General features: G+C 42.1%; 19 protein-coding genes and 7 tRNA genes. 19 read left to right on the top strand and 7 right to left on the bottom strand.

Annotated features, from left to right (window positions below):
- Positions 1 to 29 precede the first annotated feature (29 nt).
- From dnaQ to L1266_RS03165, 10 genes are all read left to right on the top strand, one after another.
- Positions 30 to 740: a DNA polymerase III subunit epsilon gene (gene dnaQ / locus L1266_RS03210; protein ID WP_054551624.1), complete on the top strand. Its 711-nt coding sequence runs from the start codon at positions 30 to 32 to the stop codon at positions 738 to 740.
- Positions 741 to 749: 9 nt separating this feature from the next.
- Positions 750 to 2123 carry a TIGR03503 family protein gene (locus tag L1266_RS03205; protein ID WP_235376843.1) on the top strand — a complete coding sequence of 458 codons (1374 nt, stop codon included), beginning with the start codon at positions 750 to 752 and terminating at the stop codon, positions 2121 to 2123.
- A gap of 98 nt (positions 2124 to 2221) precedes the next feature.
- A tRNA-Asp gene (locus tag L1266_RS03200) sits at positions 2222 to 2298 on the top strand.
- 27 nt (positions 2299 to 2325) lie between these two features.
- A tRNA-Asp gene (locus L1266_RS03195) sits at positions 2326 to 2402 on the top strand.
- A 41-nt stretch (positions 2403 to 2443) separates the two neighbouring features.
- Positions 2444 to 2520, top strand: a tRNA-Asp gene (locus L1266_RS03190).
- A gap of 30 nt (positions 2521 to 2550) precedes the next feature.
- Positions 2551 to 2627 (top strand) — tRNA-Asp (locus L1266_RS03185).
- Positions 2628 to 2664: 37 nt separating this feature from the next.
- A tRNA-Asp gene (locus L1266_RS03180) sits at positions 2665 to 2741 on the top strand.
- A 31-nt stretch (positions 2742 to 2772) separates the two neighbouring features.
- Positions 2773 to 2849: transfer RNA gene (locus L1266_RS03175), tRNA-Asp, on the top strand.
- A gap of 50 nt (positions 2850 to 2899) precedes the next feature.
- Positions 2900 to 2976 (top strand) — tRNA-Asp (locus L1266_RS03170).
- Positions 2977 to 3255: 279 nt separating this feature from the next.
- On the top strand, positions 3256 to 3978 hold the full coding sequence (locus L1266_RS03165) for a helix-turn-helix domain-containing protein (protein ID WP_235376842.1): 723 nt from the start codon (positions 3256 to 3258) through the stop codon (positions 3976 to 3978).
- Between the two features lie 23 nt (positions 3979 to 4001).
- Here the strand turns inward: L1266_RS03165 and L1266_RS03160 are convergent, their stop codons facing one another.
- On the bottom strand, positions 4002 to 4466 hold the full coding sequence (locus L1266_RS03160) for a sel1 repeat family protein (protein WP_235376841.1): 465 nt from the start codon (positions 4464 to 4466) through the stop codon (positions 4002 to 4004).
- A 121-nt stretch (positions 4467 to 4587) separates the two neighbouring features.
- Here L1266_RS03160 and L1266_RS03155 point away from each other — a divergent pair, with 121 nt between their 5' ends.
- Positions 4588 to 5880: an NCS2 family permease gene (locus L1266_RS03155; protein ID WP_054551620.1), complete on the top strand. Its 1293-nt coding sequence runs from the start codon at positions 4588 to 4590 to the stop codon at positions 5878 to 5880.
- Between the two features lie 26 nt (positions 5881 to 5906).
- Here L1266_RS03155 and L1266_RS03150 read toward each other — a convergent pair whose 3' ends face one another.
- The gene (locus L1266_RS03150) at positions 5907 to 6665 is read right to left on the bottom strand and encodes a hypothetical protein (RefSeq protein WP_235376840.1); all 759 of its coding nucleotides are present in this window, start codon (positions 6663 to 6665) and stop codon (positions 5907 to 5909) included.
- 297 nt (positions 6666 to 6962) lie between these two features.
- Between L1266_RS03150 and cysB the strand changes: the two genes are divergently transcribed.
- Complete coding sequence (cysB, locus tag L1266_RS03145; RefSeq protein WP_054551618.1) at positions 6963 to 7940, top strand: HTH-type transcriptional regulator CysB; 978 nt, start codon at positions 6963 to 6965, stop codon at positions 7938 to 7940.
- 45 nt (positions 7941 to 7985) lie between these two features.
- Here cysB and L1266_RS03140 read toward each other — a convergent pair whose 3' ends face one another.
- From L1266_RS03140 to pabB, 3 genes are all read right to left on the bottom strand, one after another.
- A complete protein-coding gene (locus tag L1266_RS03140) occupies positions 7986 to 9362 on the bottom strand; it encodes an L-serine ammonia-lyase (RefSeq protein ID WP_054551617.1) in 1377 nt (458 codons plus the stop codon).
- Positions 9363 to 9463: 101 nt separating this feature from the next.
- Positions 9464 to 10042, bottom strand: coding sequence for an NUDIX hydrolase (locus tag L1266_RS03135; protein ID WP_138602569.1), 579 nt, complete (start codon positions 10040 to 10042; stop codon positions 9464 to 9466).
- Between the two features lie 17 nt (positions 10043 to 10059).
- Positions 10060 to 11403, bottom strand: a complete 1344-nt coding sequence (gene pabB / locus L1266_RS03130; RefSeq protein WP_054551615.1) for an aminodeoxychorismate synthase component I — start codon at positions 11401 to 11403, stop codon at positions 10060 to 10062.
- A gap of 181 nt (positions 11404 to 11584) precedes the next feature.
- On the opposite strand from pabB, the gene L1266_RS03125 reads away from it, so the two are divergent.
- The 6 genes from L1266_RS03125 to L1266_RS03100 all read left to right on the top strand — a co-directional run bounded on the left by L1266_RS03125 (position 11585) and on the right by L1266_RS03100 (position 22588).
- On the top strand, positions 11585 to 13111 hold the full coding sequence (locus L1266_RS03125) for a fumarate hydratase (protein ID WP_235376839.1): 1527 nt from the start codon (positions 11585 to 11587) through the stop codon (positions 13109 to 13111).
- Positions 13112 to 13513: 402 nt separating this feature from the next.
- Positions 13514 to 14554, top strand: coding sequence for a Leu/Phe/Val dehydrogenase (locus L1266_RS03120; RefSeq protein WP_055021514.1), 1041 nt, complete (start codon positions 13514 to 13516; stop codon positions 14552 to 14554).
- Between the two features lie 133 nt (positions 14555 to 14687).
- Positions 14688 to 15344, top strand: coding sequence for a CatA-like O-acetyltransferase (locus tag L1266_RS03115; protein ID WP_268842690.1), 657 nt, complete (start codon positions 14688 to 14690; stop codon positions 15342 to 15344).
- 130 nt (positions 15345 to 15474) lie between these two features.
- Positions 15475 to 18381, top strand: coding sequence for a ligand-binding sensor domain-containing diguanylate cyclase (locus tag L1266_RS03110; protein ID WP_235376837.1), 2907 nt, complete (start codon positions 15475 to 15477; stop codon positions 18379 to 18381).
- Positions 18382 to 18471: 90 nt separating this feature from the next.
- Positions 18472 to 19296 (top strand): M90 family metallopeptidase, encoded by an 825-nt coding sequence (locus L1266_RS03105; protein WP_054551610.1) that lies wholly within the window; start codon positions 18472 to 18474, stop codon positions 19294 to 19296.
- A gap of 106 nt (positions 19297 to 19402) precedes the next feature.
- On the top strand, positions 19403 to 22588 hold the full coding sequence (locus tag L1266_RS03100; protein WP_235376836.1) for an amidohydrolase family protein: 3186 nt from the start codon (positions 19403 to 19405) through the stop codon (positions 22586 to 22588).
- A 54-nt stretch (positions 22589 to 22642) separates the two neighbouring features.
- On the opposite strand, the gene L1266_RS03095 is transcribed toward L1266_RS03100, so the two are convergent.
- Positions 22643 to 23185 (bottom strand): TetR/AcrR family transcriptional regulator, encoded by a 543-nt coding sequence (locus L1266_RS03095; protein WP_235376835.1) that lies wholly within the window; start codon positions 23183 to 23185, stop codon positions 22643 to 22645.
- A 100-nt stretch (positions 23186 to 23285) separates the two neighbouring features.
- Here L1266_RS03095 and L1266_RS03090 point away from each other — a divergent pair, with 100 nt between their 5' ends.
- Positions 23286 to 23762, top strand: coding sequence for an HPP family protein (locus L1266_RS03090; RefSeq protein ID WP_235376834.1), 477 nt, complete (start codon positions 23286 to 23288; stop codon positions 23760 to 23762).
- A gap of 30 nt (positions 23763 to 23792) precedes the next feature.
- Here the strand turns inward: L1266_RS03090 and L1266_RS03085 are convergent, their stop codons facing one another.
- Positions 23793 to 24170, bottom strand: coding sequence for a hypothetical protein (locus tag L1266_RS03085; protein WP_054551606.1), 378 nt, complete (start codon positions 24168 to 24170; stop codon positions 23793 to 23795).
- Positions 24171 to 24313 lie beyond the last annotated feature (143 nt).

Below are 24313 nucleotides of genomic sequence, written 5' to 3'. Positions count from 1 at the left end.
AAAGATACCAGAGTCAGGCTTAAGACGATATGGCACATAGACAAATAGTTTTAGATACAGAAACCACGGGTATTGACCCAAAGCAAGGCCACCGCATTATTGAAATCGGTTGTGTTGAACTTGTAAATCGCCGTCTTACTGGCAACAACTTTCATGTGTATATCAATCCACAACGTGAAATAGAAGAAGAAGCAATAGACGTACACGGTATCACCAATGAATTTTTGCGTGATAAACCCCTGTACCACCAAATTGCCCATGAGTTTTTAGAGTATATTCGTGGTGCAGAGCTTGTTATTCATAACGCAGCGTTCGATATCGGCCACATGGACAATGAGTTTGCATTGTTAAATCAAGGTTTTCCGAATACTGCCGATGTATGTAGTGTACTTGATACGTTAAAGATGGCGCGTGACTTGCACCCAGGTCAAAAGAATAACCTTGATGCACTTTGTCGTCGTTACGATATAGATAACTCAAAGCGTACTTTACACGGCGCATTACTGGATTCTGAGATCTTAGCCGATGTTTACCTGTCGATGACGGGAGGGCAAGTAAAGCTGAATCTTAATCAAAATAAAGATGAAGGCTCAACTCAACAAGCTGGTGGTATTCGCCGACTAAGTGCTGATAGAGCACCACTTGTAGTATTAAGAGCAACAGAACAAGAGCACGCCGCTCACGAAGAGCGTTTAGACTTGGTTGCAAAGGGTGGCCAATGCCTATGGCGTGCAGAATAAGGTAATAAAATGAGAAAACAACTACTAGCAGGATTAGTGTGTTTAATTCCCTTCACGGGATTTGCCAATGAGCAAAATAAAATAACCCCATTAGAACGTGATGGGGTGCAAAATGAAATTCCCCTGCTAGAGAACCGTTTTCGTATCGATCACAAAATCGATAAAGTAACTTTACTCTTCTTTCGTAAGCGCGGTGCCCCTGCCGTTGTGTTAGTTCGCCCTGACGGCACTAAGTATTATGCGACTGACTCAGTTAAAAATGATGACCTCGACTGGTATGATGAATTGAGCTATGACCTGGTAACGATAAGCAACCCAATGCCAGGCCCTTGGCAAGTGGTCGGCAATATCTTGCCTGATAGCCGTATTATGGTGCTGGGTGAAATAGAGCTTAATGTTGATCCACTCCCGCCCATGCTGTTTCGTGGCGAAACAGTAAAACTAACGGGCCGCGTATTAAATGACGGTGAGCCAATAGAAGTTGGTCAGTTTAGAGATGTGATTAGTTTGCACGTTGATTTTGTCAGCACTAATAATAGTGATTACGCAAACTTTGGTGCCGGTACGCAAAGTGTTACTGACTTTAAAGATGATGGCCGTGGCTTTGATGAGCGTCCGCTTGATGGTGTGTTTACCGGTGAGTTTAAACTGGTCTTTCCGGCAGGTGAGTGGCAGCCAGAGCTATATATAGAAACACCTATACTAAAGCGTACCGTGGTGCAAAAACCGATAGTCGTGCATGAGCCGCCTTTTGATTATGAAATAGCCCTTGCTGAGCAAGATGAAGATGACCACATTTTAACAATCACCTTAAACCCTGAAATCGTCAAACCAGAAACTGTGCTCATTCAAGGGAAAATTTATTACCCCAATAATGAAGAGCAAATGTTCTCTTTAGATGCTGATAAATCGCAGACACGGGAACTGGCCATTAAAAATTATGATTGGGGACGATACAGTGTTGAGCTCTCTGTATTTGGTAGCAACATAAATGACCGTGAATTTATGGCGACGTTACCGACGTATAAATTTGAAATTGAGCGACCAATTGAAGCTGTTCCAGAAATTGTTCGCCCTGAAATTGATTTAGAAGCGCAAGCTGAGCAACAACGAATTCTTGAAGAAGAACAAAAAGCGTCCACCATGCTGATGGTGACCTTAATTGTTGTTGGAAATTTAACCGTACTTTTATTAGGTTGGCTGGCAATTAGAATTTTTGTTCAGAAGAAACCGCTGAAATTTAAAATTTCTTTACCGTTTTTAAAGAAAAAAAATCAAACCGAAAATGATGAGCAAGCAACGAATGAAAATGAAGTTGGCAAAAACGGCTCAAAAAATGATAAATCAGGTGAAATTTTAAACCTTTCGATGTCAGATGACTAAAAAACCTGTAAAAATACAAAAAACCCCTTGACGAACTAGAGGGTGATTCGTATTATTCACGCCGCTGTCAGGGGAGACTCAGTCAGCAACGAAAATGTGGAGTGGTAGTTCAGTTGGTTAGAATACCGGCCTGTCACGCCGGGGGTCGCGGGTTCGAGTCCCGTCCACTCCGCCAATTTTCGACAATTTGTAAGTATGCGCTGGAGTGGTAGTTCAGTTGGTTAGAATACCGGCCTGTCACGCCGGGGGTCGCGGGTTCGAGTCCCGTCCACTCCGCCAATTACTTGCACAACTTATGGTTGTAAAACATTTTCCTTTGCGGAGTGGTAGTTCAGTTGGTTAGAATACCGGCCTGTCACGCCGGGGGTCGCGGGTTCGAGTCCCGTCCACTCCGCCAATAGGAAAAATAAATAGTATTAAATACTGCGGAGTGGTAGTTCAGTTGGTTAGAATACCGGCCTGTCACGCCGGGGGTCGCGGGTTCGAGTCCCGTCCACTCCGCCACTATTTAAACGCTATTTTATTACAAAATTTGTATCGCGGAGTGGTAGTTCAGTTGGTTAGAATACCGGCCTGTCACGCCGGGGGTCGCGGGTTCGAGTCCCGTCCACTCCGCCAACAAATTAAGTAATAACAATGATATCTCTGCGGAGTGGTAGTTCAGTTGGTTAGAATACCGGCCTGTCACGCCGGGGGTCGCGGGTTCGAGTCCCGTCCACTCCGCCATTTGATATCATAAACAAATTAAGTGCATTACCCCATGCACATACCACTGCGGAGTGGTAGTTCAGTTGGTTAGAATACCGGCCTGTCACGCCGGGGGTCGCGGGTTCGAGTCCCGTCCACTCCGCCATTTGTTTTCCTCAAGCAAATGATTATATAAGTCTTTACACTACGCCTTAGAATTTCCTTATACTGAAAACGTATCTCGTATCTCGTATCTCGTATCTCGTATCTCGTATCTCGTATCTCGTATCTCGTATCTCGTATCTCGTATCTCGTATCTCGTATCTCGTATCTCGTAAATTTCTTCCTATCTTGCTAATATTCTTCATTATTCCTATTTATTCAGCTTCTTATATCAGCATGAATAGCAAAGAATGGCGGCTCCACAACAAAAAGGAAATGCGTTATGAGTACATTCGGAACACAACTAAAACACTATCGCAGTGAGCTAAAACTAAGCCAACCAGAATTTGCTGAGCAAGTTGGAATAGAGCAAAGCTACCTTTCAAAACTTGAGAACGATAAATCAGTGCCTTCAAACGACACATTTCGTTCAATATTAACGGCGCTCAATCTAACAATTTGCGACTTTATGGAGCCATTAAAACATTCTGTAGATAAAGCGAGATTGATTAATGTGCCTGACATTGAAGCTTGGTATAAGCAACAAAGTAATAAGCAATTCATTAAACAGCGCTCATTAATCTATATTGCGATACTGTTAAGTGCGCTAGGTTGTGCCATGTTTTATTTAGGGCATCAAGAAAAGCTATTCAATACAACGTTCTATGAGTACAAATCATATGGTGTAGTAAAAGATAATGAACCAGATGGCATTTTTCATGATTGGCGAACGCTACTCGTAGAACAAAGCCGCGAGAAAATAGATGCAAAACGTCGAGAAATGATCAGCAGGCATGATTTTAAGTTTATTATCTCAGCGGACTATAAAGGTATTTCGTTTGTAGAATCTGGCGAGCAAGGCAGGCGTTTATATAGCCTTACTTCAAAAACACCTATTATCAAGCCCCATAAAGGTCATGTGTGGCTTGAGTTTATAGGTATCTTATTGTTTGTGGTTGGTGCAGGTCTCATCACATTTGAGAGTAAACTGACAAGACAGCATTAATGAGTTGTAGAACCTGACGCGTGTTAGCTGGCGTCAGGATCACGAGGAATTAAATGAGCAAACTGTTGCTGGTGGATTTGTTCATATAGTGTAGCTGCATAGCTTCGCGCATCATGTAATCTACGCGTACTGATGTGTTTTCTAAGATCATCAAGTGCAGCCGTTGCAGGTTCATAACCTTGGCTACTTGCCAGACTTAACCACACCGCGCCATGAAAAACACTGTGCGGTACACCTTGCCCTTTGATGAAAAACAGCCCCATATAAAATTGCGCCCTATGGTTACCTGCCATAGCTGCTAAGCGCATCCATTTGGCAGCAAGGGGAGGCTGTTCATTTTTTAAATAATACAAAGCTTTGTTTAGTACGTTTTCAACAGATTGAGTACTTTTATTTGGCGCCGACCCTTTATCGGGTTGGGTAATAAAGGCAAGTACATTATCAAGCTGTTGCTCTAAATCTAAGCCTACTGGCGAATTATCAGACATAGTTTAGTTATTTTCTTGAAATAAAAGACCTTATTAGTTTAGAACATTGCAAGGTAAAATGTCCTCTTATTGAGATAAAATATGATAAAATTAGCCAATTAATCTCAACTTAAAGTTCAACATGTTCGAAAGACTTTTCAAAATCACTGAAAACAACACCTCTGTGCGCCGCGAGACTATTGCTGGCATCACAACATTCATTACCATGGTTTACATTGTATTTGTTAACCCTGCAATGCTTGCAGAAGCGGGAATGGACCAAGGTGCGGCATTCGTAGCAACCTGTATTGCTGCTGCAATTGGCTGTTTTATCATGGGTTTATGGGCAAACTACCCATTAGCACTGGCTCCGGGTATGGGCTTGAACGCCTTCTTCACTTATGGTGTTGTTTTGGGCATGGGCTACACTTGGCAAGCTGCATTAGGTGCAGTTTTTATGTCTGGCTGTATCTTCTTATTCTTAAGCCTATTTAAGGTGAGAGAGTGGATCATAGACGCTATTCCACTGGTATTAAAGCGAGCCATTGCCACAGGTATCGGTGCTTTCTTAGCGCTTATTGCATTGAAAAACGCCGGGATTATCGTAGCAAGCCCTGCAACCTTAGTGCAGTTAGGCGATATCACAGCCCCAGGTCCACTACTTGCGATTTTTAGCTTTTTTGTTATTGCAGCACTGTTATACCGCGATATGAAAAGCGGCGTACTTATCAGTATTTTATTAGTAACCGCAATTGCGCTTGGTTTAGACCTTGTGGAGTATCAAGGAATTATTTCAATGCCGCCTTCAATTGCACCAACCTTTATGCAATTGGATTTTGCAGCAGCATTCGAAATCTCAATGCTAACAGTGGTATTTGCGTTCTTATTTGTTGATTTGTTTGATACTTCAGGCACTTTAGTTGCTGTAACGCAAAAAGCAGGTATTGCTGATGAACAAGGTAAAATGCCTCGTTTAGGTCGTGCATTAAGCGCTGACAGCACAGCTACCATTGCAGGCTCAATGCTTGGTACGTCAACAACAACGTCTTACATTGAATCAGTAGCAGGTGTGTCTGTGGGCGGCCGTACAGGTCTAACTGCTGTTGTTGTAGGCATTTGTTTCTTGTTAATGATGTTCTTTGCGCCACTTGCTGGCATGATCCCAGCTTATGCAACGGCAGGTGCAATTTTATATGTAGCTGTGTTAATGATGCAAAACTTAAAGCTGGTAAATTGGGATGATATGACAGATGCCATTCCAGTGAGCGTAGTATTATTAATGACGCCGTTAACTTTCTCGATTGCTCACGGTATTGCGCTTGGTTTTATTTCTTATACTGCAGTGAAGTTGGTATGTGGTAAAAAAGATGAAATCAGTATTAGTGTGTGGGTATTAACAGCGCTGTTTATTGTTAAGTTTGCGTTTTTATCTTAATTTTCACAAAGCAAAGAAAAAGTGGTTTACCACTTTTTCTTTGGTGCGAATAACACGTCTAAATCGTCCTGCTCTTGTTCTGCTTTTTTCTTTAGTGACGTCGCATTTGATGCTTTCAACTCAGAGCTAATCGTCTCTAAATAACCTTCAACTTCTTGTCTTTTCGAGTTTACATATTCATCGCTATAGCTAACTGAGTTAAGCGTTGCCAGTGCTTTTTCGAAATACTGTCTGGCAGAGCCCACCATATTTGCTGAGCGAGCTGAAATCCCGCGCTTAATTTGGCTTTCTACATTGATTCTTAACTGCAATTTTTCAAGGCGTTTATCTTCGGCAACAAATATTTGACTCTCGATTTTACCTTTACTATGTTCAGAGCGTAGCACTGCCCTTAGTTTTTTTATTCCTTGAATTAAAGAAATAAGCTGCTTATCGTTGTCTGGTAACACTAATGAGTCGCTATTATTCGCCTCAATTGGACCCCCTAAACGCTGTTTAGCTTCATTTAAGCGACTTTTGAGTTCCTTAGAACTTGGAGAGAGTTGTACCATACTTGCAAGAGCATCATATATACGGCGCTGAATAATACGTAGAATATTCTCAGACATGGGAATATTGGCACTGTTAAGCAGCACGTCTTCTGCTTCTTCAATGATTTTCTTTTGCTTAGTTAACTCTTTGCGGCGCTCTGCTTCTTGTTTTTCTTTGTGTTGTTGCACAGCACTGACCCATAATGCGATCACAATTAATGCAACAATGAGCATGATGATGATAGAAACAATCATTACTAAATCTCAGTTTTAACTATCTAATTTTTTTATATTACCTTAAAAAGATTAGATCTGAACAGTTTTGCGGTAGTTATCTCGAATAAACTTATTAAGTTTACTACTTTATAATGAGTATAGCGCTAAACTAACATCTTTATTGAATATTTTGCGAGTAAACACGGCTACCGAGCATTAATTTAATGTGTTAGCCTTAGAAACAATCGATATAAATGTATAGCGCGATGAAATATCGCTTGGCATTGCGCTTTGCAGCCTTTATAAATAAACAATAACAACGTTTACAATGCAGCCATGAAACTACAACAACTCAGATATATAGTCGAAGTCCAAAATCATAAACTGAATGTCTCAGCGACAGCCGAAAGTTTATTTACCTCGCAACCGGGGATCTCGAAACAAGTTCGTATGCTTGAAGACGAACTGGGCGTACAGATCTTTGGCCGTAGTGGCAAACACCTTACCCATGTAACCAGTGCCGGTAACGAAATAATTAATATTTCGCGAGAGATATTGTCGAAAGTTGAAGGTATTAAAGCGGTTGCTAATGAGCATACTTTGCCTGATCAAGGTAAACTTAACATTGCGACTACTCATACTCAGGCTCGTTACGCATTACCGAATGTTATTCAAGGCTTTATGAAAAAGTACCCGGCAGTTTCTCTGCATATGCATCAAGGAACGCCACAGCAAATTTCTGATGCGGCAGCACGCGGTGATGCTGACTTTGCCATTGCGACTGAGGCACTACATTTATACTCTGATTTAGTTATGTTGCCGTGCTATCACTGGAATCGCAGTATTGTTGTGGCAAAAACACACCCGCTTGCGCAAAAGGCTGATAACTTAACGGTTGCCGATGTGGCTAAATACCCACTGATAACTTATGTGTTTGGTTTTACTGGTCGTTCTGAATTAGATAAAGCCTTCAATGCTCATGGCCTTGAGCCGCATATTGTCTTTACTGCAACGGACGCTGATGTCATTAAAACTTATGTTCGTTTAGGGCTAGGTGTGGGTGTTGTGGCGTCTATGGCGATTGATCAAATAACAGATACTGATTTAGTCTGTATTGATGCAAGTCACTTATTTGAAGCGAGCACCACTAAAATTGGTTTTCGAAAAGGCAGCTTCTTACGTAGCTACATGTATGACTTTATTGAGCGTTTTGCCCCGCACTTAACGAAAGAGCTGGTTGAACGAGCAAGTTTATTACGTAACCAAGAAGATGTTGATAAGCTATTCGAAAACATTGAGTTACCAGTAAAATAAGAGATAAGAAAGCCGCTTTAAAGCGGCTTTTTTATTGTGCTTAAATTAACACTCGATGATATTAACTGCTAAGCCACCGCGAGCGGTTTCTTTGTATTTCGTTTTCATATCATTACCTGTGTCGAGCATGGTTTTAATGACCTTATCAAGGGTCACTTTTTGCTCGCCAGAACCACGCATAGCAAGGCGTGACGCATTGATTGCTTTAATTGAGCCCATTGCATTACGTTCAATACATGGTACTTGTACAAGACCGCCAACCGGGTCACAGGTTAAGCCTAGGTTGTGCTCCATGCCGATTTCGGCAGCGTTTTCAACCTGTACAACATTACCACCCATGATTTCAGTTAGTGCACCCGCTGCCATTGAGCAAGCAACGCCCACTTCACCTTGACAACCAACTTCAGCACCCGAAATTGACGCGTTCTTTTTATATAAGATACCAATTGCTGCCGCCGTTAATAAGTAACGTGTTGCAATATCACGATCTACTTCTTTAATGAAAGTGTGATAATACATTAATACCGCTGGCAAAATACCTGCAGCACCATTGGTTGGTGCGGTAACAACACGGCCGCCGGCAGCGTTCTCTTCGTTTACTGCAAGGGCAAATAAATCAACCCAATCCATAGCACGTAATGGGTCGTTGTTTACTTCAATATTTAATTTAAGGTGTAAACTTGGGGCACGGCGCTTTACTTTCAAACCACCGGGTAAAATCCCTTCTGTGCGCATGCCACGCTCAATACAGGCTTTCATTACTTGCCAAATATTAAACAGCTCATCCTTGATGTCTTTTTCGCTGCGCAGGGTTTTTTCGTTATGCATCATAAGTGTTGATACACTAAACCCTGATTCACGGCATAGCTCTAATAACTCTTTAGCTGTGTTAAACGGATAAGGCGCTGGGTTTTCTTCGCGAATTTCGAGTGCTTTTTGTTTTTCGTTCTCGAACTCTTCATCACTGACGATAAAGCCGCCACCGATTGAGTAATACACTTTGCTGAATAACTTTTCGCCATTTTGGCTAGCAATGATTTCCATTGCATTTGAGTGTTTTGGTAGAGTTTTACGACGATGAAATACAATCGCACCTTGCTTAGGGAAATTGGCTTTATGGCTTTGGTTTAAATAAATAACCTGCTCTTTTTCGATTTTTGCGAGGATATCGTCGACTAAATCAGCATCAATGGTTTCTGGATCATAACCGGCAAGGCCTAAGATCACAGCTTTACCAGAGCCATGGCCAATACCTGTTTGACCGAGTGAGCCAAATAGCTCAACTTTAATATCGGTGACGTTTGCAAGTAAGTTTTTTTCTTCTAGTTCGTTTACAAATAAACGCGAAGCGCGCATCGGACCAACTGTGTGAGATGACGATGGGCCAATACCAATACTAAACATATCGAATGCACTGATCATAATTTGCTACTCATTTTTCTATTAACGGCATACTACCTGCCTTTGAACGGTGCCACATGATAACGTTTAAACGTGTCTGTGTAACCCTAAAAGCAGGATAATTAAACTGGTAGGGCGAGCTGCTTGATAAAGTTATTAATAATGCTTGCTGTTGCTCCCCAAAGCAGACCATGGGGGGTCATCAAGCCTTGCAAAGTAATGGTTTTACCATTTCGCTCAAAGGGGAGGGGTTGCCAATTTTGTTGATTACTTAAATAAGATAAGGGTAGTAAAAAACTGGCAGCAACTTCGTTGGGATCTGCTTGCCATGTTGTGCCCTCACTAAGGACACACACAAAAGGTTCAATAGTGAAACCGGTTAGAGTCGCGTATTGATGTAATTTACCGTGGACAGTCACTTGATGTTTGCCAATATTAAGCTCTTCATTGAGCTCTCGAAGGGCTGTGTGCATTAACGTGTCATCTTGTTCTTCATACTTTCCACCTGGTAAGCAAATCTCCCCCGGGTGATGAAGTAAATAACTTGGTCGCTTGCACAATAACAAATGCGCTTCGTCGTTAACATCAAGCAGAGGTAACATTACGGCACTGGCACGCTTTTCGGCATTAAAGCGAATGCTAGCTGGGCGCTCTGTGGTTTGACTTAAACTAAAACGGGCAATTATTTGCTGGCTATTCAAGGTAGTTACTTCAACTTTTACTTTAATAAAGGTAGTATTTTATTTACTTTATCGTAAGTTTCTTGGTACTCCAAGTCGACCTTTGAATCAGCCACAATGCCACCGCCAGCCCAGCAATAGATTGCACCTTTGTGACACACTAAAGTACGGATTGTGATACTGGTATCCATCTTGCCACAGGCACTCAAGTAGCCAATTGAGCCGCAGTACACACTACGACGATGCGGCTCGAGCTCTTCTATAATTTCCATAGCGCGAATCTTCGGCGCTCCGGTAATTGAACCACCCGGGAAAGCGGCATGAATTTGGTCAACGGCATCTTTGCCATCCGCTAATTCTGCGCGCACAGTACTTACTAAATGATGCACAGCCGGAAAGCTTTCAATGGCAAATAACGAGGGAACGGTGACGCTACCTGGGCGAGCCACTTTGCCTAAATCGTTGCGTAGCAGATCAACAATCATGACATTTTCTGCGCGGTCTTTTTCAGATTGTTGTAAACGGGTTGCTTGCGCTTGGTCTTGTTCAGAGTCAGCCAAACGAGGGAGGGTTCCTTTAATTGGCTTGGTTTCTATTTGGCCCTGATTAATAGCAATAAAACGCTCAGGGGAGATAGATAAAATAGCGCCATCAGGGTGATTTATATAGCTTGAAAACGGTGCTTTATTCGCTTCTCGAAGTTGTTTATAGGCTTGCCATGTTGAACCAGAAAACTCAGCTTTAAAACGCTGTGCAAGGTTGATCTGATAGCAGTCACCACTTTTTAAATAAGCTTGAATTTTCTCGAACTTTTCGCTGTAGCTGGCTTTACTCATGTTTGATTGCCAGTCGCTTTGTAGCGCGAACTCTGCACTTGCTGGTGTTTCGTTTAGGTGCTGCTGGTATAGCGCTAAGCGATTATGATTTGGCTGACAGACGTAAAACCAGCTTTGCTGTTGCTTATCATAAATAAGGGCATCTGGATAAAGGCCAATAGCCATTTGCGGCATGTTAATGTCGTTTTCGGCAGTAGTTGGCATGCTTTCAATCACGCGACCTAAATCATAACCAAAATAGCCAAGCCAACCACCTGTAAAAGGCAGGTTATTAGAGTTTGCTGTGTGATTAAATTCCTGAAGGCCTTCTTTCATCAAGCTAAAACAATCACTTGATTGTGCTTTACCGTCGACAAAGCAGGTATTTTCACGCACTTCTAATTGCTTTAATGGGGCAATAGCGATGATATCGAAGCGGCTATTCACATGTTCGCTATTGGCTGAGTCGAGCAACACGGCATGGGGCAAATGAGCAAAATGACTAAATAGCGCGATGCAATCACCACTTAAATCTAATTTTATGCACAAATTTTCATCGTTTATCATCTACATTGCCCTGAATAACTAGCCCGAAACGGGCGAGGAGGGTATCATAAGTTAAATTTGATTGGCAGCGTTATGATTTCCTTTATAGTGATGCCATGACTAACCCGTAGAGTAAATCTTCGTCACCGGTTTACTCAGGATCACGTACAGCGCTACGCGATAAAAACTTAAGGAACCCGTAATGAGTACAATTCGTCAGCAAGACTTCATTGATAGCATTGAAGATGCATTGCAATACATTTCTTTTTATCACCCTCTCGATTTCGTACAAGCCTTAGAAAAAGCTTACAACAAAGAGCAAAGCAAAGCGGCAAAAGATGCCATTGCGCAAATTTTAATTAACTCTCGTATGTCTGCTGAAGGTAAACGTCCACTGTGCCAAGATACAGGTATCATTACTTGTTTCGTAAAAGTAGGTATGGATGTTAAGTGGGATAAAACAGACATGACTGTACAGCAAATGGTTGATGAAGGTACACGTCGCGCATACTTAAACCCAGATAACCCATTACGTGCATCAATTGTTGCAGACCCAGCTGGTACGCGTAAAAACACTAGAGACAACACACCATCAGTTGTTCATATTGACTTAGTGCCAGGCGCTGAAGTAGAAGTAATGGTGGCAGCGAAGGGCGGCGGTTCAGAAAATAAAACGAAAATGGTTATGCTTAACCCATCTGATGATGTGGCTGCATGGGTTGAGAAAACATTACCAACCATGGGGGCGGGCTGGTGTCCACCTGGCATGCTAGGTATAGGTATTGGCGGTACTGCAGAAAAAGCTGCGGTACTTGCTAAAGAATCATTAATGGATCCGGTTGATATTCACGAGCTAATTGAGCGCGGCGCTGAAACAACTGAAGAAAAAATGCGTATCGATATCTTCGAACGTGCTAATAAGTTAGGTATTGGTGCTCAAGGTCTTGGTGGTTTAACAACCGTAGTTGATGTGAAAGTTAAAACGGCACCAACTCACGCAGCATCAAAACCAGTGGTAATGATCCCGAACTGTGCAGCAACGCGTCACGTACACTTCACGTTAGATGGTTCAGGCCCAGCCGATCTTAAAGCGCCTAAACTAGAAGATTGGCCAGAAGTTACATTTGAAGTAGGTGAAGGTACACGTCGTGTTGATTTAAACACACTGACTAAAGAAGACACGCAAGAATGGAAGATGGGTGAAACGGTTCTTCTGTCTGGTACTATCTTAACGGGTCGTGATGCCGCGCATAAACGTTTACAAGATATGATCCAATCAGGTGAAGGTTTACCTGAAGGCGTTGATTTTGATAACAAGTTTATCTACTACGTTGGCCCTGTAGATGCAGTGGGTGATGAAGCGGTAGGTCCTGCTGGCCCTACAACTGCGACTCGTATGGATAAATTCACTGATATGATGTTAGAAAAAACGGGCATCATCGGTATGATTGGTAAAGCAGAGCGTGGTCCTGCTACAGTAGAATCAATCAAAAACAATAAATCTATCTACTTAATGGCAGTAGGTGGTGCAGCTTACCTTGTATCTAAAGCAATCAAGAAAGCACGTGTTGTTGCGTTCGAAGATTTAGGTATGGAAGCAATCTACGAGTTTGAAGTAGAAGATATGCCAGTAACCGTTGCTGTTGATAGTGAAGGTGCCAATGCGCATACGCAAGGCCCTGCTATTTGGAAAGCAAAAATCGAAGAACTTGATGGCAAATTAAAGTAACTATCTTGAAACTCTTTTCATAAAACGGCGCACCTGCGCCGTTTTTTTTCAGCTCTGACCAGTCTCAGCTATTTCTCTAACATCTCTTTAAAAGCTGATTTTACTTGGCTTTATCGGCATAATTTTTTTGTCATTTTTTCTTTACGCTATACTTTACCTTTACGTTCACGTAATAAAGTTGGCGATGTTAATATTTTGTTTTGAATTAACAATGCTTAATGCGTACGTTGACTGGTATATTTTTTCCATAAAGTGTTAGTTTTTGAGTTGTTATTTCGGCCTGAGAACTTTGCTTAGTTTTATCATCTCATTTAGTGGTAAGGGAGCATACGAAGTGATAAAGTCTCGGCACTTTCAGCGCTCACACCCCTTTAGGGTAAGAAAATTTCGGAGTATTTAACTGTGGCTGTATTTAATAAAGTCGACTTTGATAACCACGAGCAAGTGGTGTTTTGTTCAGATAAAGAATCAGGCCTAAAAGCTATTATCGCGGTTCACAATACCAAGTTAGGTCCAGCGGTTGGTGGTTGCAGAATGTGGGACTACACAACTGATGAAGATGCTGTTACTGATGCACTTCGCTTATCAAAAGGTATGACCTACAAAAATGCTGTGGCACGTTTACCATTTGGTGGCGGTAAGTCAGTGATCATCGGTAATGCTAAAGAAATTAAATCAGAGCAACTTTTCCGTGCATTTGGTCGTCAGTTAGAGCGTTTAAGTGGTAGCTACTATTCAGCTGAAGATGTAAACATCACTTGTGATGATGTGGCTATCATGAATAAAGAAACTAACTATGTATTAGGCCTTGAAGGTAAAAGTGGTAACCCTTCACCGTTCACAGCATATGGTACATTCTTAGGTATTAAAGCGGCGTTACAACATCAACGAGGTCATCAAGATCTTGCTGGTATCAAAGTAGCGGTGCAAGGTTTAGGTGCAGTAGCATATGGCCTTTGTAAACACCTACATGAAGCGGGCGCAACATTATTTGTAACAGATATCAACGAACAAGCTGTTGAGCGTGTTGTAAATGACTTCAATGCAACGGCTGTGGGTATTGATGAAATCTACGACTTAGATGTTGATGTGTATGCACCATGTGCACTTGGCGCAACGGTGAATGACACGACTATCCCGCGTTTAAAAGCAACAATTATTGCAGGTTGTGCGAATAACCAATTAGCAGAGTCTCGTCACGGTGAGATCATCCGCGAAAAAGGTATTTTATACGCACCAGATTACGTCATTAACGCAGGTGGTATCATCAACGTTTATTACGAAACTGCACCAGAAGGTTATAGTGCAGAAGCATCAACGAAGCACGTTGAAGGCATTTTTGATACGCTAACAGAAATCTTTGCTCGCTCTGAAAAAGAGCAAAAGTCGACGCATTTAATTGCCGATGAACTCGCATTAGAAATCATCGAAAACGGCTTATAATTTAGTAAATCGATAAATTTACAGGTAAAAAGGTGCGCAAGTCGCACCTTTTTTGTCTCTGTTATTTATCGCAACAAAATGACGAAGGCTAACTATCTCGGTACACTCGGTTTTTAAATCTCGAGGACGCCTAATGAAAACTCAGCCTTGTGAAATAACCCCAATCAATCTTGATACTTGGCCTCGTAAGCAGCATTTCGCTTTTTTCAAAGAATTTTCTCTGCCATATTTTAATGTATGTGTTTCACTCGATATGGCGGCTCTGTATAACAAGTGCAAAGCAGAACCGTATTCGTTCTTTCACAGCTATGTTTACCTAACACTTGAAGCATGTCATGACTATGCACCAATGCGCCAACGTATTATTGATTCGTTGCCGGTACAACTGTCATCGGTAAGAGGCAGTGTGGTAGAGCTTGCAGAAGATGAAACTTTTCGTTTTAGTTATTTTGAAAAACAAGCGTCGATGGAAGATTTTTCAAAGCACGCGATTGCTGTGGGTAAAACAAGTAAAGCAAAACCATTTTTCTCTGATGCATTTGCTGCAACAGAAGGGCAGCCTGATCTTATTCATATCTCAGTGCTCCCATGGCTTAATTTTACCGGCTTCTCGCATGCGGTGAGTGAAGGGCATGGTCTAGGTATACCCAAGTTTGTGTTTGGCCAATATGACGTACAAACTGGCAAGATGCCGCTTTCAATCGATGTGCATCATGCTTTGATGGATGGCCTGCATGTAGCAAGATTTGTGAAAATACTGCAAGAAAAAATTACGAATTTTTGTAATTGATTCTTGCTAAATGTTATCGAAGTAAGTAAAAATTGCAACTAATGTAGTGTTATCTGAAGTTAGGGATGACTTTACTTCGCATAACTACATCACTGAATAGAACGATAATAAATATCAGGGTTTTAGTTTAATGGTGCGGGTAGTTAGTTGTATTTTCCTTTTTTTATGTTTCAGCGCAGTTGCAGAATCTGCACGCCTCTCTTTAAGTGACTATTTTACAGAGACTTGGAGTACTCGCGCCGGCCTTCCTCACAATAGTATCAATGGTGTAGCGCAAACCAAAGATGGTTACATTTGGATAGCAACTTGGGAAGGGCTTGCCCGTTTTAATGGTCGCGAGTTTAAACTCTTTACTCGAACAGAAATACCTGGCTTACCTGATTCTGGCCTACGTAGCCTTATTGCAATGGAAAATGGCGATTTATATATCGTGGGCGCCCGTGGTGGCATTGCGCTTCGCTCACAAGGAGGGTGGCGCGCATTACCAAGCTCATCAGCCATGGTTAATCATGCACTTGTTACTGAACAAGGTGAGCTTTGGTTGGCACTTGAAGGGCAAGGTATTGTATACCGCGCTTCTGAAACTGCCACTGAGCAAAAACGGCTTGATAAGTTAAGTGCCTACCGCCTTTTACAAGACAAAACAGGCGTGATTTGGGCTGCGACCAGTGATGGTCTTTATCAAATAGAGAATAAGCAAGTTAGTAAGATCAATGAAGACTCAGGGCTTCCAAATGCTTCTGTGTTTACCTTGTTACTAACGGAGTCAGGCACTTTAATTGTCGGCACTGAAAAAGGGGCATGGCAAAAGAAAAAAAATAAGTTTGTTGCTATTAATCCCGTCCTTAACAACGAATCAATTGCTAGTTTACTCGAAGATGCACAAGGCGATTTGTGGTTTGGCACTATCAATAAAGGGGTATTTAGACTTAGCAGTTTAGGCCTTGAAAACTTAGCGGCAGATGATGGCTTACCCAACAACCGTATTTTATCCTTATTGCTCGATCGGGAAAAAAGTATTTGGGTTGGCACGAATGCCGGATTATTCCGCCTGCGCGAAGCACCATTTACGAATTGGAGCCAAAGTCGTGGGCTTGCATCTGATTATGTGCGTACCGTGTTATCGCATTCTGATGGCAGCTTATGGGTGGGCAGTAGTAATGGCTTAAATCGTATTGAAAATGGCAAGCTCACAACCCTTACTCAAGCCTATGAAAAAGACCCACTATCCGTTTTAAGTTTAACTGAAGATAAGCAGGGCGGAGTCTGGCTAGGCACTTATACTGCCGGTTTAATGAAAGTGGTTAATGGGCAAATTTACCCAGTAAAAAACCGCAGTAATGGCCTGATCAGTAACGAAGTTCGCGCTGTGTTGTTTGATGCTTTTGATAATCTATGGGTTGGTACCGCTGCAGGCTTAACCAAGATAGACCCTGCAGGGCAAATTCATTCGTTTACCACGGAGGATGGCCTAGCCGGTGATTTCATAATGGCACTTAATGAGGATGACCATGGTAGATTATGGGTTGGCACGGGCGTCGGTGTGTCCATTTTTGACCCAGCTACTAAGCAATTTAAAACTCTCGAGTTTCCAAAGCAGTTCAGCACTGAGTATGCATTCGGCTTTTACTTAGATGGCGATAAAATGTGGCTTGCAACCGATAGAGGTCTCGTTCGTTACAATCTCAGTACAGATAAAATGAGCTTATTTGGTCGAGATCAAGGTTTACCTGTCGATAAGCTGTTCCAAGTCATTGAACAAGGTGATTCATTGTGGCTGACTAGTAACCGCGGTGTTATTCAAGTCAATAAAGCTCAGCTAGTAGCACTGCTAGATAACCCTGAAAAAGTTCAGCCAATGAGTGTTTCGATGCAGCTTTATGATGAAGGCGATGGCATGCTTAGCGCGCAAGCTAATGGTGGTTCAAACCCTGCTGCTGTGCTTCATTCAGATGGACAAGTATGGGTTGCCACAGCAAAAGGCGTTGCTATTGCGACACCGGAGCGTTTAAAAGAAGCCAGTAAACGCCGACTATCGACGGTTATTGAAAGCTTCGAAGTCGATGGCAAACCCATGACTTTACCCGTTGGAAATGAGGTACTGAGCTTGCCTGCTGGTGTTTCTCGTGTTTCGTTTAATTACGCTGGGCTTAGTTTTATTATGCCCGGGCGTTTAAACTACCAAACGCAATTAAGTGGTTACAATCAACAATGGGTAGACCGGGGGCGCTTGGCCATTACCGAATACACTAATTTACCACCGGGTAACTATACCTTTAAAGTGCGCGCTGGGTATCCAAATAGTGATTGGCAAGATAATGAACAAGTACTGCGGTTTAAAATAGCCCCTTATTTTTGGCAGAAAACCAGCTTTAAATTATTTATCTTAGTTGCAGTGCTTTTTGCTGCTTATGCCATTTATAAATACCGCTTATATCATTACAAGCGCATTGAAATTGAGTTAACTGAAAAAGTTGAACAGCAAATGCATGATTTACAAACGCAAGCCGATGCCTTTGCTCATTTAGCGAATCATGACCAATTAACGCAATTACCGAATAGACGTGCCTTTGATATATGGTTGTCTGAAAACTTTAGTCAGTTCCAACGTGATAATAAAACGCTTAGTATTGCCATTATGGATATTGATCACTTCAAACTCATTAATGATAATTTCTCGCACTTAATTGGTGATAAAGTGATTTGTGAAATAGCTCGTTTACTGCGCATGAACTTCCCTGATGGAGGTTATGCGGCGCGTTGGGGCGGTGAAGAATTTACCCTGTTGTTTCCATACAAAAACGCTGAAGAGGCCGCAAGATTGTGTGAAATTATCCGTTTAGAGATAGCGGGTTACGATTTCTCAGAATTAGCAGATAGCCTTTCTGTAACGGTAAGTTTTGGTGTGGCAGATAACGCGCAAGTTGCAGACTACGACCGCTTGCTATCACACGCCGACAACGCTTTATACAATGCGAAGAATAACGGCCGGAACCAAATTTTCATTTATAATCAAGGCTGTATTACGCTCGATTAATCAGCTTTAAAAATAAAAATGTGTGTAAACAATTGATCTTTTTTTGTTTGCACACATTAAAGTATCAAGATTGTTTTTTAGGCGATAGTAATGCTTAACCTGGTTTTGATACTTTTTTTAATAATTTTTGTTGTGTGTTACTGGCGCTGGGACGATATCCGTAATCACTTTTGGCAGAAAAAATACCTTAATAACTCCCTCAATGTTCAGCAAAAAAATCTGCTGTTAAAATATATGCCTATCTACCGAAAGATGACGGATGCCGACCGCGAAAAGCTGGAGCGTCATATCGTTTGGTTTTTAAATGAAAAACGCTTTATCGGTTGTGATGGCCTTAAGCTTAATGATGCAATGAAGCTGATTGTGGCAGCCGATGCCTGTGTTTTAGTGCTTAATAAACCATGGCCACTGTATCGTAATGTAAAAGAGATCCTGTTATATCCAAGCGCGTATTATGCCCCGCAAACTTCCCGCGATAATGCCGGACTTGTTAGTTATCACAATACGGTGCGTCAAGGTGAATCATGGCCAGGCGGAACACTGGTATTGAGTTGGCATGATGTCCTTGAGGGGAACCGTTTACCAAGCGATGGCCATAATTTAGTGTTTCATGAATTTGCCCATCAGCTCGACCAAGAAACCGGCAAAACCACGGGTACACCACTGCTTTCGAGTAACGAGGATTACCAAAAGTGGGCAAAAGTATTTAGCCGCGCCTTTAATCAACTGAAAACTCATTTAGCTTATGGCATGCCTCATGTTATTCATAGCTATGGCGCGACTAATGAGGCAGAGTTTTTTGCTGTTATCACCGAAACCTTTTTAGAAAAACCCGCTGAGCTAAGGCAGTTTGACCCAGAAATTTATCATTTACTGGTTGGCTTTTATCAGTTTGATCCGATTGCGTGGCATTAGTCGACTATTTACGTCTGTTTAACACGAATCACTGGAATCTTGCTATGCTATTTGGTGCAATCTTAAACGTGTGCATATAAGCAAAACAATAAAAAGTGAGATTTCAATGAAGAAAATGCTTCATACAGCGCTCGCTGTATCTATTTCACTTGCTCTAACTGGGCAAGTGGCGGCAGCTGAGCAATCAAATGACGACAAGTGGCAGGTGGACGCACCAAAAGGCCAATTCCTAGACGCTAAAATTAGTGTTGAGCAGGGCACGTGGATGAACGTAGATATTAGCCCTGATGGTAAAACAGTGGTGTTTGACCTACTCGGCGATATTTATACCATGCCAATGTCAGGTGGCACTGCAACGCAATTAACCAGTGATATTGCATGGCAAATGCAACCACGCTTTAGCCCTGATGGTAAGCACATTGCGTTTACTTCAGACCAAGGTGGTGGCGATAACATTTGGGTTATGGATTTAAATGGTGAAAACCAAAAAGCCGTAACGAACGAAACATTTCGTTTGTTAAACAGCCCAGCTTGGAGCCCAGATGGTGACTACTTAGTTGCGCGTAAGCACTTTACTGCAAGCCGCTCTTTAGGTGCTGGTGAAGTATGGCTTTACCACAAAGCGGGTGGTAAAGGTGTGCAGCTAACCGCACGTGAGAACGACCAAAAAGACTTAGGCGAACCAATGTTCTCACCGGATGGTCGTTATGTTTATTTCTCGCATGATGCAACGCCGGGTAAAACATTCCATTACTCTAAAGATTCTGTAGCGGGTATTTATAAAATTAAACGCTATGACCGTGAAACTGGCGAGATTGAAACAATTATTGATGGCATGGGTGGGGCTATTCGACCGACACCTTCACCAGATGGTAAAAAGCTTGCGTATATTAAGCGCGATGATTTCCAAACAAGCTTGTACTTATATGATCTTCACACCGGTGAGCATACCAAGCTGTATGGCGAGCTTGAGCGTGATATGCAAGAGACATGGGCAATTCATGGCGTATACCCAACAATTGCTTGGACGCCAGATAACGAACAACTAGTCTTTTGGGCGGGTGGTATCATTCATAAGCTAGATGTAGATGATAAGTCTGTCTCGACTATTCCATTTAAAGTTGAGACCAATAAGCAAATTCAAAAAGCCGTGCGTTTTACACAAAACATCGATAGCGATAATTTTGATGTGAAAATGCTGCGTAATGTACAAATTTCACCTGATGGTGAAACGGCTATATTTGAAGCGCTAGGTCATATTTATAAACGTGATTTAGAGTCTGGCAAAGTGAAGCGCCTGACTAAGCAAGACGACCACTTTGAATTATTCCCGCAGTTCTCTCGTGATGGTAAGAAGATTGTTTATACCACATGGGATGATAACGAACAGGGCTCAGTTCGTGTTGTATTTGCGCGCAGTGGCCGTGGCGATACCATTACTAAAGAGCCGGGTAAATATGTAGAGCCAACTTTCAGCCCTGATGGCAAAACAGTTGTTTACCGTAAAGCGTCTGGCGGTAGTATCCTTAACCCAACATGGTCATTAGAGCCAGGCATTTACTCAGTAAGTGCTAAAGGCGGTAATTCAACACTTATCACTAAATCAGGTTATCAGCCGCAGTTTGGTGCAGCGAATGACCGTATTTATGTGATGAGCCCTTGGCCAAAACCAACATTAAGTGTTGTTGAGCTTGAATCAAAGCAAGTTCGTAAACTTTACGAGTCAGAACATGCTACAGAGTTTAGAGTATCACCAGATGGCCAATACTTAGCGTTTGCTGAGCGTTTTAAAGTATTTGTTACGCCATTTGTTGAGCGTGGCAAAACCATTAATATTGGCCCGAAAGATAGCCAATTCCCAATTGAGCAGCTTTCTGTTCGCGCGGGTGAAAACATCAGCTGGAGTGGCACAAGCGATAAACTTTATTGGAGCTTAGGCCCAGAGTTATATCATGCCAGCCTAGCGGGTTTATTTGATATTAACCAAAATGCAGAGACTGACTTTAAAGTTAAAAGCGGCGATAACATTGGTTTTACAAAAACCATGGCTGAGCCTAAATCAATCTTTGCGTTAACTGGTGCGCGTATTATCACCATGAACGGTGAGCAGGTTATTGAAAACGGCGTTATTGTTACTGATGGTAAGCATATTAAAGCAGTTGGTAGTAAAGACAGTGTTGCTATTCCTAAAGGTGCAGAAGTAATTGATGTAACTGGGAAGACAATTATGCCGGGTATTGTTGATGCACATGCGCACGGCTCGCAAGGCAGCGATGAGATCATTCCACAGCAAAACTGGAAGAACTTAGCGGGTTTAGCGTTAGGCGTGACAACGATTCACGATCCATCAAACGACACCACTGAGATTTTTGCTGCAAGCGAAATGCAAAAAGCGGGCATGATTGTCGGCCCTCGTATTTTCTCTACAGGTACCATTTTATATGGTGCAAATATGCCAGGTTATACATCGCATATTGACTCGTTAGAAGATGCTAAATTCCATCTTGAGCGTTTAAAGAAAGTAGGTGCGTTTAGTGTTAAATCCTATAACCAACCTCGTCGTGAACAGCGCCAACAAGTTATTGAAGCAGGTCGTGAACTTGAAATGATGGTTGTGCCAGAAGGCGGTTCATTACTGCAGCATAACTTAACTATGGTAGTTGATGGTCATACGGGTATTGAACACTCAATTCCTGTTGCCAATATTTACGATGATATTCGCCAGCTTTGGTCACAAAGTGATGTAGGCTACACGCCGACACTGGGTGTTGCATACGGTGGTATTTGGGGTGAAAATTATTGGTACGACAAGACAGATGTGTGGAATCACCCACGCTTAAGTAAGTTTGTACCAAAGAATCAGCTTTTACCTCGTTCAATGCGTCGTGTTAAGGCGCCCGATCATCACTATAACCACTTTAACAATGCCCGTGTTGCTAAAGAGCTGCAAGACTTAGGTGTTTTAGTAAACCTAGGTGCTCACGGTCAACGTGAAGGTTTAGCGGCACATTGGGAGATTTGGATGTTTGCGCAAGGTGGTATGACACCACTTGAAGCAATTCGTGCAGCAACCTTAGATCCTGCTAAATACATTGGCCTTGATACCAACATCGGTTCTCTTGAGCCGGGTAAACTTGCCGATTTAATTGTTATTGACGGTAACCCGCTAACTAACATTCGTGATACAGATAAAATCGATTACACTATGATCAATGGTCGTTTATTTGATGCTGCAACCATGAACGAAGTGGGTGAGAAAAAACGCGAAAAGTTATATTTTGAAAAAATCTAACATAGCAAAAATCTAAACTGAAAGCGGCCATTGTGCCGCTTTTTTATTGTTTATTTATTGCTTTAAATAAGGAAACTGTTTAATTCCTACTAGTTTTGCTTGGCAGATCATGCCCTCTACCAGCGTCATCAAATAGTGGCTGTGTGAGTCGAGCTGCGAGCTTTCCATGTTTTCACACGCTGATAGACGCTGTTTAATTAACTGCTGTACTACCATTTTATGCTCTTTGCAGGCTTGATTTATCGGGCTTGCAGGATCAGCAAACTCAGCGGCAGTGTTAATAAATAAACAGCCATTAAAATCACCTAACTCAGTCACTTCAGAGTTAAACCAAGCTTCATGGCAGCTGATCAAAGCGACTTTAAACTCTTCAACAGTGGTTAGCTTGCTGGTGGCTTGCGTTAACCAATTTAAAAATCGGGTATGGCGCTCACTAAGGCACGCGAGTAACAATTCATCTTTACTTGTGAAATGGTGGTACATGGTTTTTTTGGCGACACCCGCCGCACTAATAATTTCGTTTATCCCCACACTATGAATGCCTTTTTGATAAAAAAGTGACAGGGCGGTCAAAATAATATGTGTTCGTTTATCCATAACAAGGCCTCATTGGGTGACTAATGACAGCTTGACAGAAGTAGACCGACTTGTCTACTATTTGCCAGGTAGACAAGTCGGTCTACCTATTGGAGGTTTTATGGAGAATAAAGTAAGCAAGGCGGCCATTGCGGGTATATTTGCTTGTATGGCAATTTTTGTGTTGGCCTATTTACAGCAATTAGGAAGTTATGGTGTGTGGTTGATGGCCCCATTTGGAGCAACTGCGGTGTTGGTATTTGGTGTGCCACATAGTCCGCTTGCGAAAGCGAAGAATGTTATCGGTGGGCACTTTTTAACTGCACTAATCGGTGTCGTATTTGTAAATTATGTTGGAGTAGGGCCAGTTGAAATAGCTATAGCCACAGGGTTGGCAATTAGCCTAATGATGTTGACGGACACAGTACATCCTGCTGCAGGCGCAAACCCAATTTTGATAATGCAATCTATGCAAAGCTGGGACTTTTTAGTGATGCCTGTATTGATTGGCACCGTATTTATTGTGTTGTTTGGCCATAGTAGCCAATGGGTTATAACTAGCCAAATGAACAGCCATAAAAAAACCGCTAACGAGTAGCGGTTTTTAAAATTGCTAAGTGTAATTTGATTACACAACACCACGCGGTAAACGACAATCGTGGTCTTTTTCAGCTAGGTTAACAATCCAAAGCTCTTCAGCTTTGTAACCGTCATCGTTTGCTGTAACAACAGTGAACGATGCTTTCTTAGCTGTTTTAGCCGGTGCAGCGGTTTTAGTTTTGGTTTTTTTCGCTGGTGCTTTAGGTGCTTCTTCTGCTTTAGGCTCAACTGTTTTACCAGAAGTGAGCTCTTCAGTCAGTGCTGCAACATCAGCAAGGCGCATATTTTTGCCACCGTCGATGCTATACCAACCAGGTTTTGTTGTGATTTCAGGTTTCTTACCATTCGCTGCTTCGTATGCTGCTTCGAAGGCATTTAACACTTCTGTTTTGTCTAGTTTGCTCATCAGAGACCCTATACGTTGTAAACACAGATTAAGAATATATATTTATACCTATTTTCAGCTTACTTTTCAATTTTTTGCGATTTTCCTTCCATTTTTCACTCATAAACGCCAAAATTTGCACAAAATAGAGGGTTGAAGGACGA

It is taken from the genome of Pseudoalteromonas sp. Cn5-37, from assembly GCF_021532495.1.
In the GTDB taxonomy this organism is placed as follows: Bacteria; Pseudomonadota; Gammaproteobacteria; order Enterobacterales; family Alteromonadaceae; genus Pseudoalteromonas; species Pseudoalteromonas simplex.
Note: the sequence above shows the minus strand (reverse complement) of the source record. Positions and strands in the feature narration are given on the sequence as shown.

What these genes read in the sequence shown, in the direction of transcription:
- dnaQ (WP_054551624.1), top strand. Translation starts at nt 30, where the DNA reads ATGGCACATAGACAAATAGTTTTAGATACAGAAACCACGGGTATTGAC.
- L1266_RS03205 (WP_235376843.1), top strand. Translation starts at nt 750, where the DNA reads ATGAGAAAACAACTACTAGCAGGATTAGTGTGTTTAATTCCCTTCACG.
- L1266_RS03165 (WP_235376842.1), top strand. Translation starts at nt 3,256, where the DNA reads ATGAGTACATTCGGAACACAACTAAAACACTATCGCAGTGAGCTAAAA.
- L1266_RS03160 (WP_235376841.1), bottom strand. Translation starts at nt 4,466, where the DNA reads ATGTCTGATAATTCGCCAGTAGGCTTAGATTTAGAGCAACAGCTTGAT.
- L1266_RS03155 (WP_054551620.1), top strand. Translation starts at nt 4,588, where the DNA reads ATGTTCGAAAGACTTTTCAAAATCACTGAAAACAACACCTCTGTGCGC.
- L1266_RS03150 (WP_235376840.1), bottom strand. Translation starts at nt 6,665, where the DNA reads ATGATTGTTTCTATCATCATCATGCTCATTGTTGCATTAATTGTGATC.
- cysB (WP_054551618.1), top strand. Translation starts at nt 6,963, where the DNA reads ATGAAACTACAACAACTCAGATATATAGTCGAAGTCCAAAATCATAAA.
- L1266_RS03140 (WP_054551617.1), bottom strand. Translation starts at nt 9,362, where the DNA reads ATGATCAGTGCATTCGATATGTTTAGTATTGGTATTGGCCCATCGTCA.
- pabB (WP_054551615.1), bottom strand. Translation starts at nt 11,403, where the DNA reads ATGATAAACGATGAAAATTTGTGCATAAAATTAGATTTAAGTGGTGAT.
- L1266_RS03125 (WP_235376839.1), top strand. Translation starts at nt 11,585, where the DNA reads ATGAGTACAATTCGTCAGCAAGACTTCATTGATAGCATTGAAGATGCA.
- L1266_RS03115 (WP_268842690.1), top strand. Translation starts at nt 14,688, where the DNA reads ATGAAAACTCAGCCTTGTGAAATAACCCCAATCAATCTTGATACTTGG.
- L1266_RS03110 (WP_235376837.1), top strand. Translation starts at nt 15,475, where the DNA reads ATGGTGCGGGTAGTTAGTTGTATTTTCCTTTTTTTATGTTTCAGCGCA.
- L1266_RS03105 (WP_054551610.1), top strand. Translation starts at nt 18,472, where the DNA reads ATGCTTAACCTGGTTTTGATACTTTTTTTAATAATTTTTGTTGTGTGT.
- L1266_RS03100 (WP_235376836.1), top strand. Translation starts at nt 19,403, where the DNA reads ATGAAGAAAATGCTTCATACAGCGCTCGCTGTATCTATTTCACTTGCT.
- L1266_RS03095 (WP_235376835.1), bottom strand. Translation starts at nt 23,185, where the DNA reads ATGGATAAACGAACACATATTATTTTGACCGCCCTGTCACTTTTTTAT.
- L1266_RS03090 (WP_235376834.1), top strand. Translation starts at nt 23,286, where the DNA reads ATGGAGAATAAAGTAAGCAAGGCGGCCATTGCGGGTATATTTGCTTGT.
- L1266_RS03085 (WP_054551606.1), bottom strand. Translation starts at nt 24,170, where the DNA reads ATGAGCAAACTAGACAAAACAGAAGTGTTAAATGCCTTCGAAGCAGCA.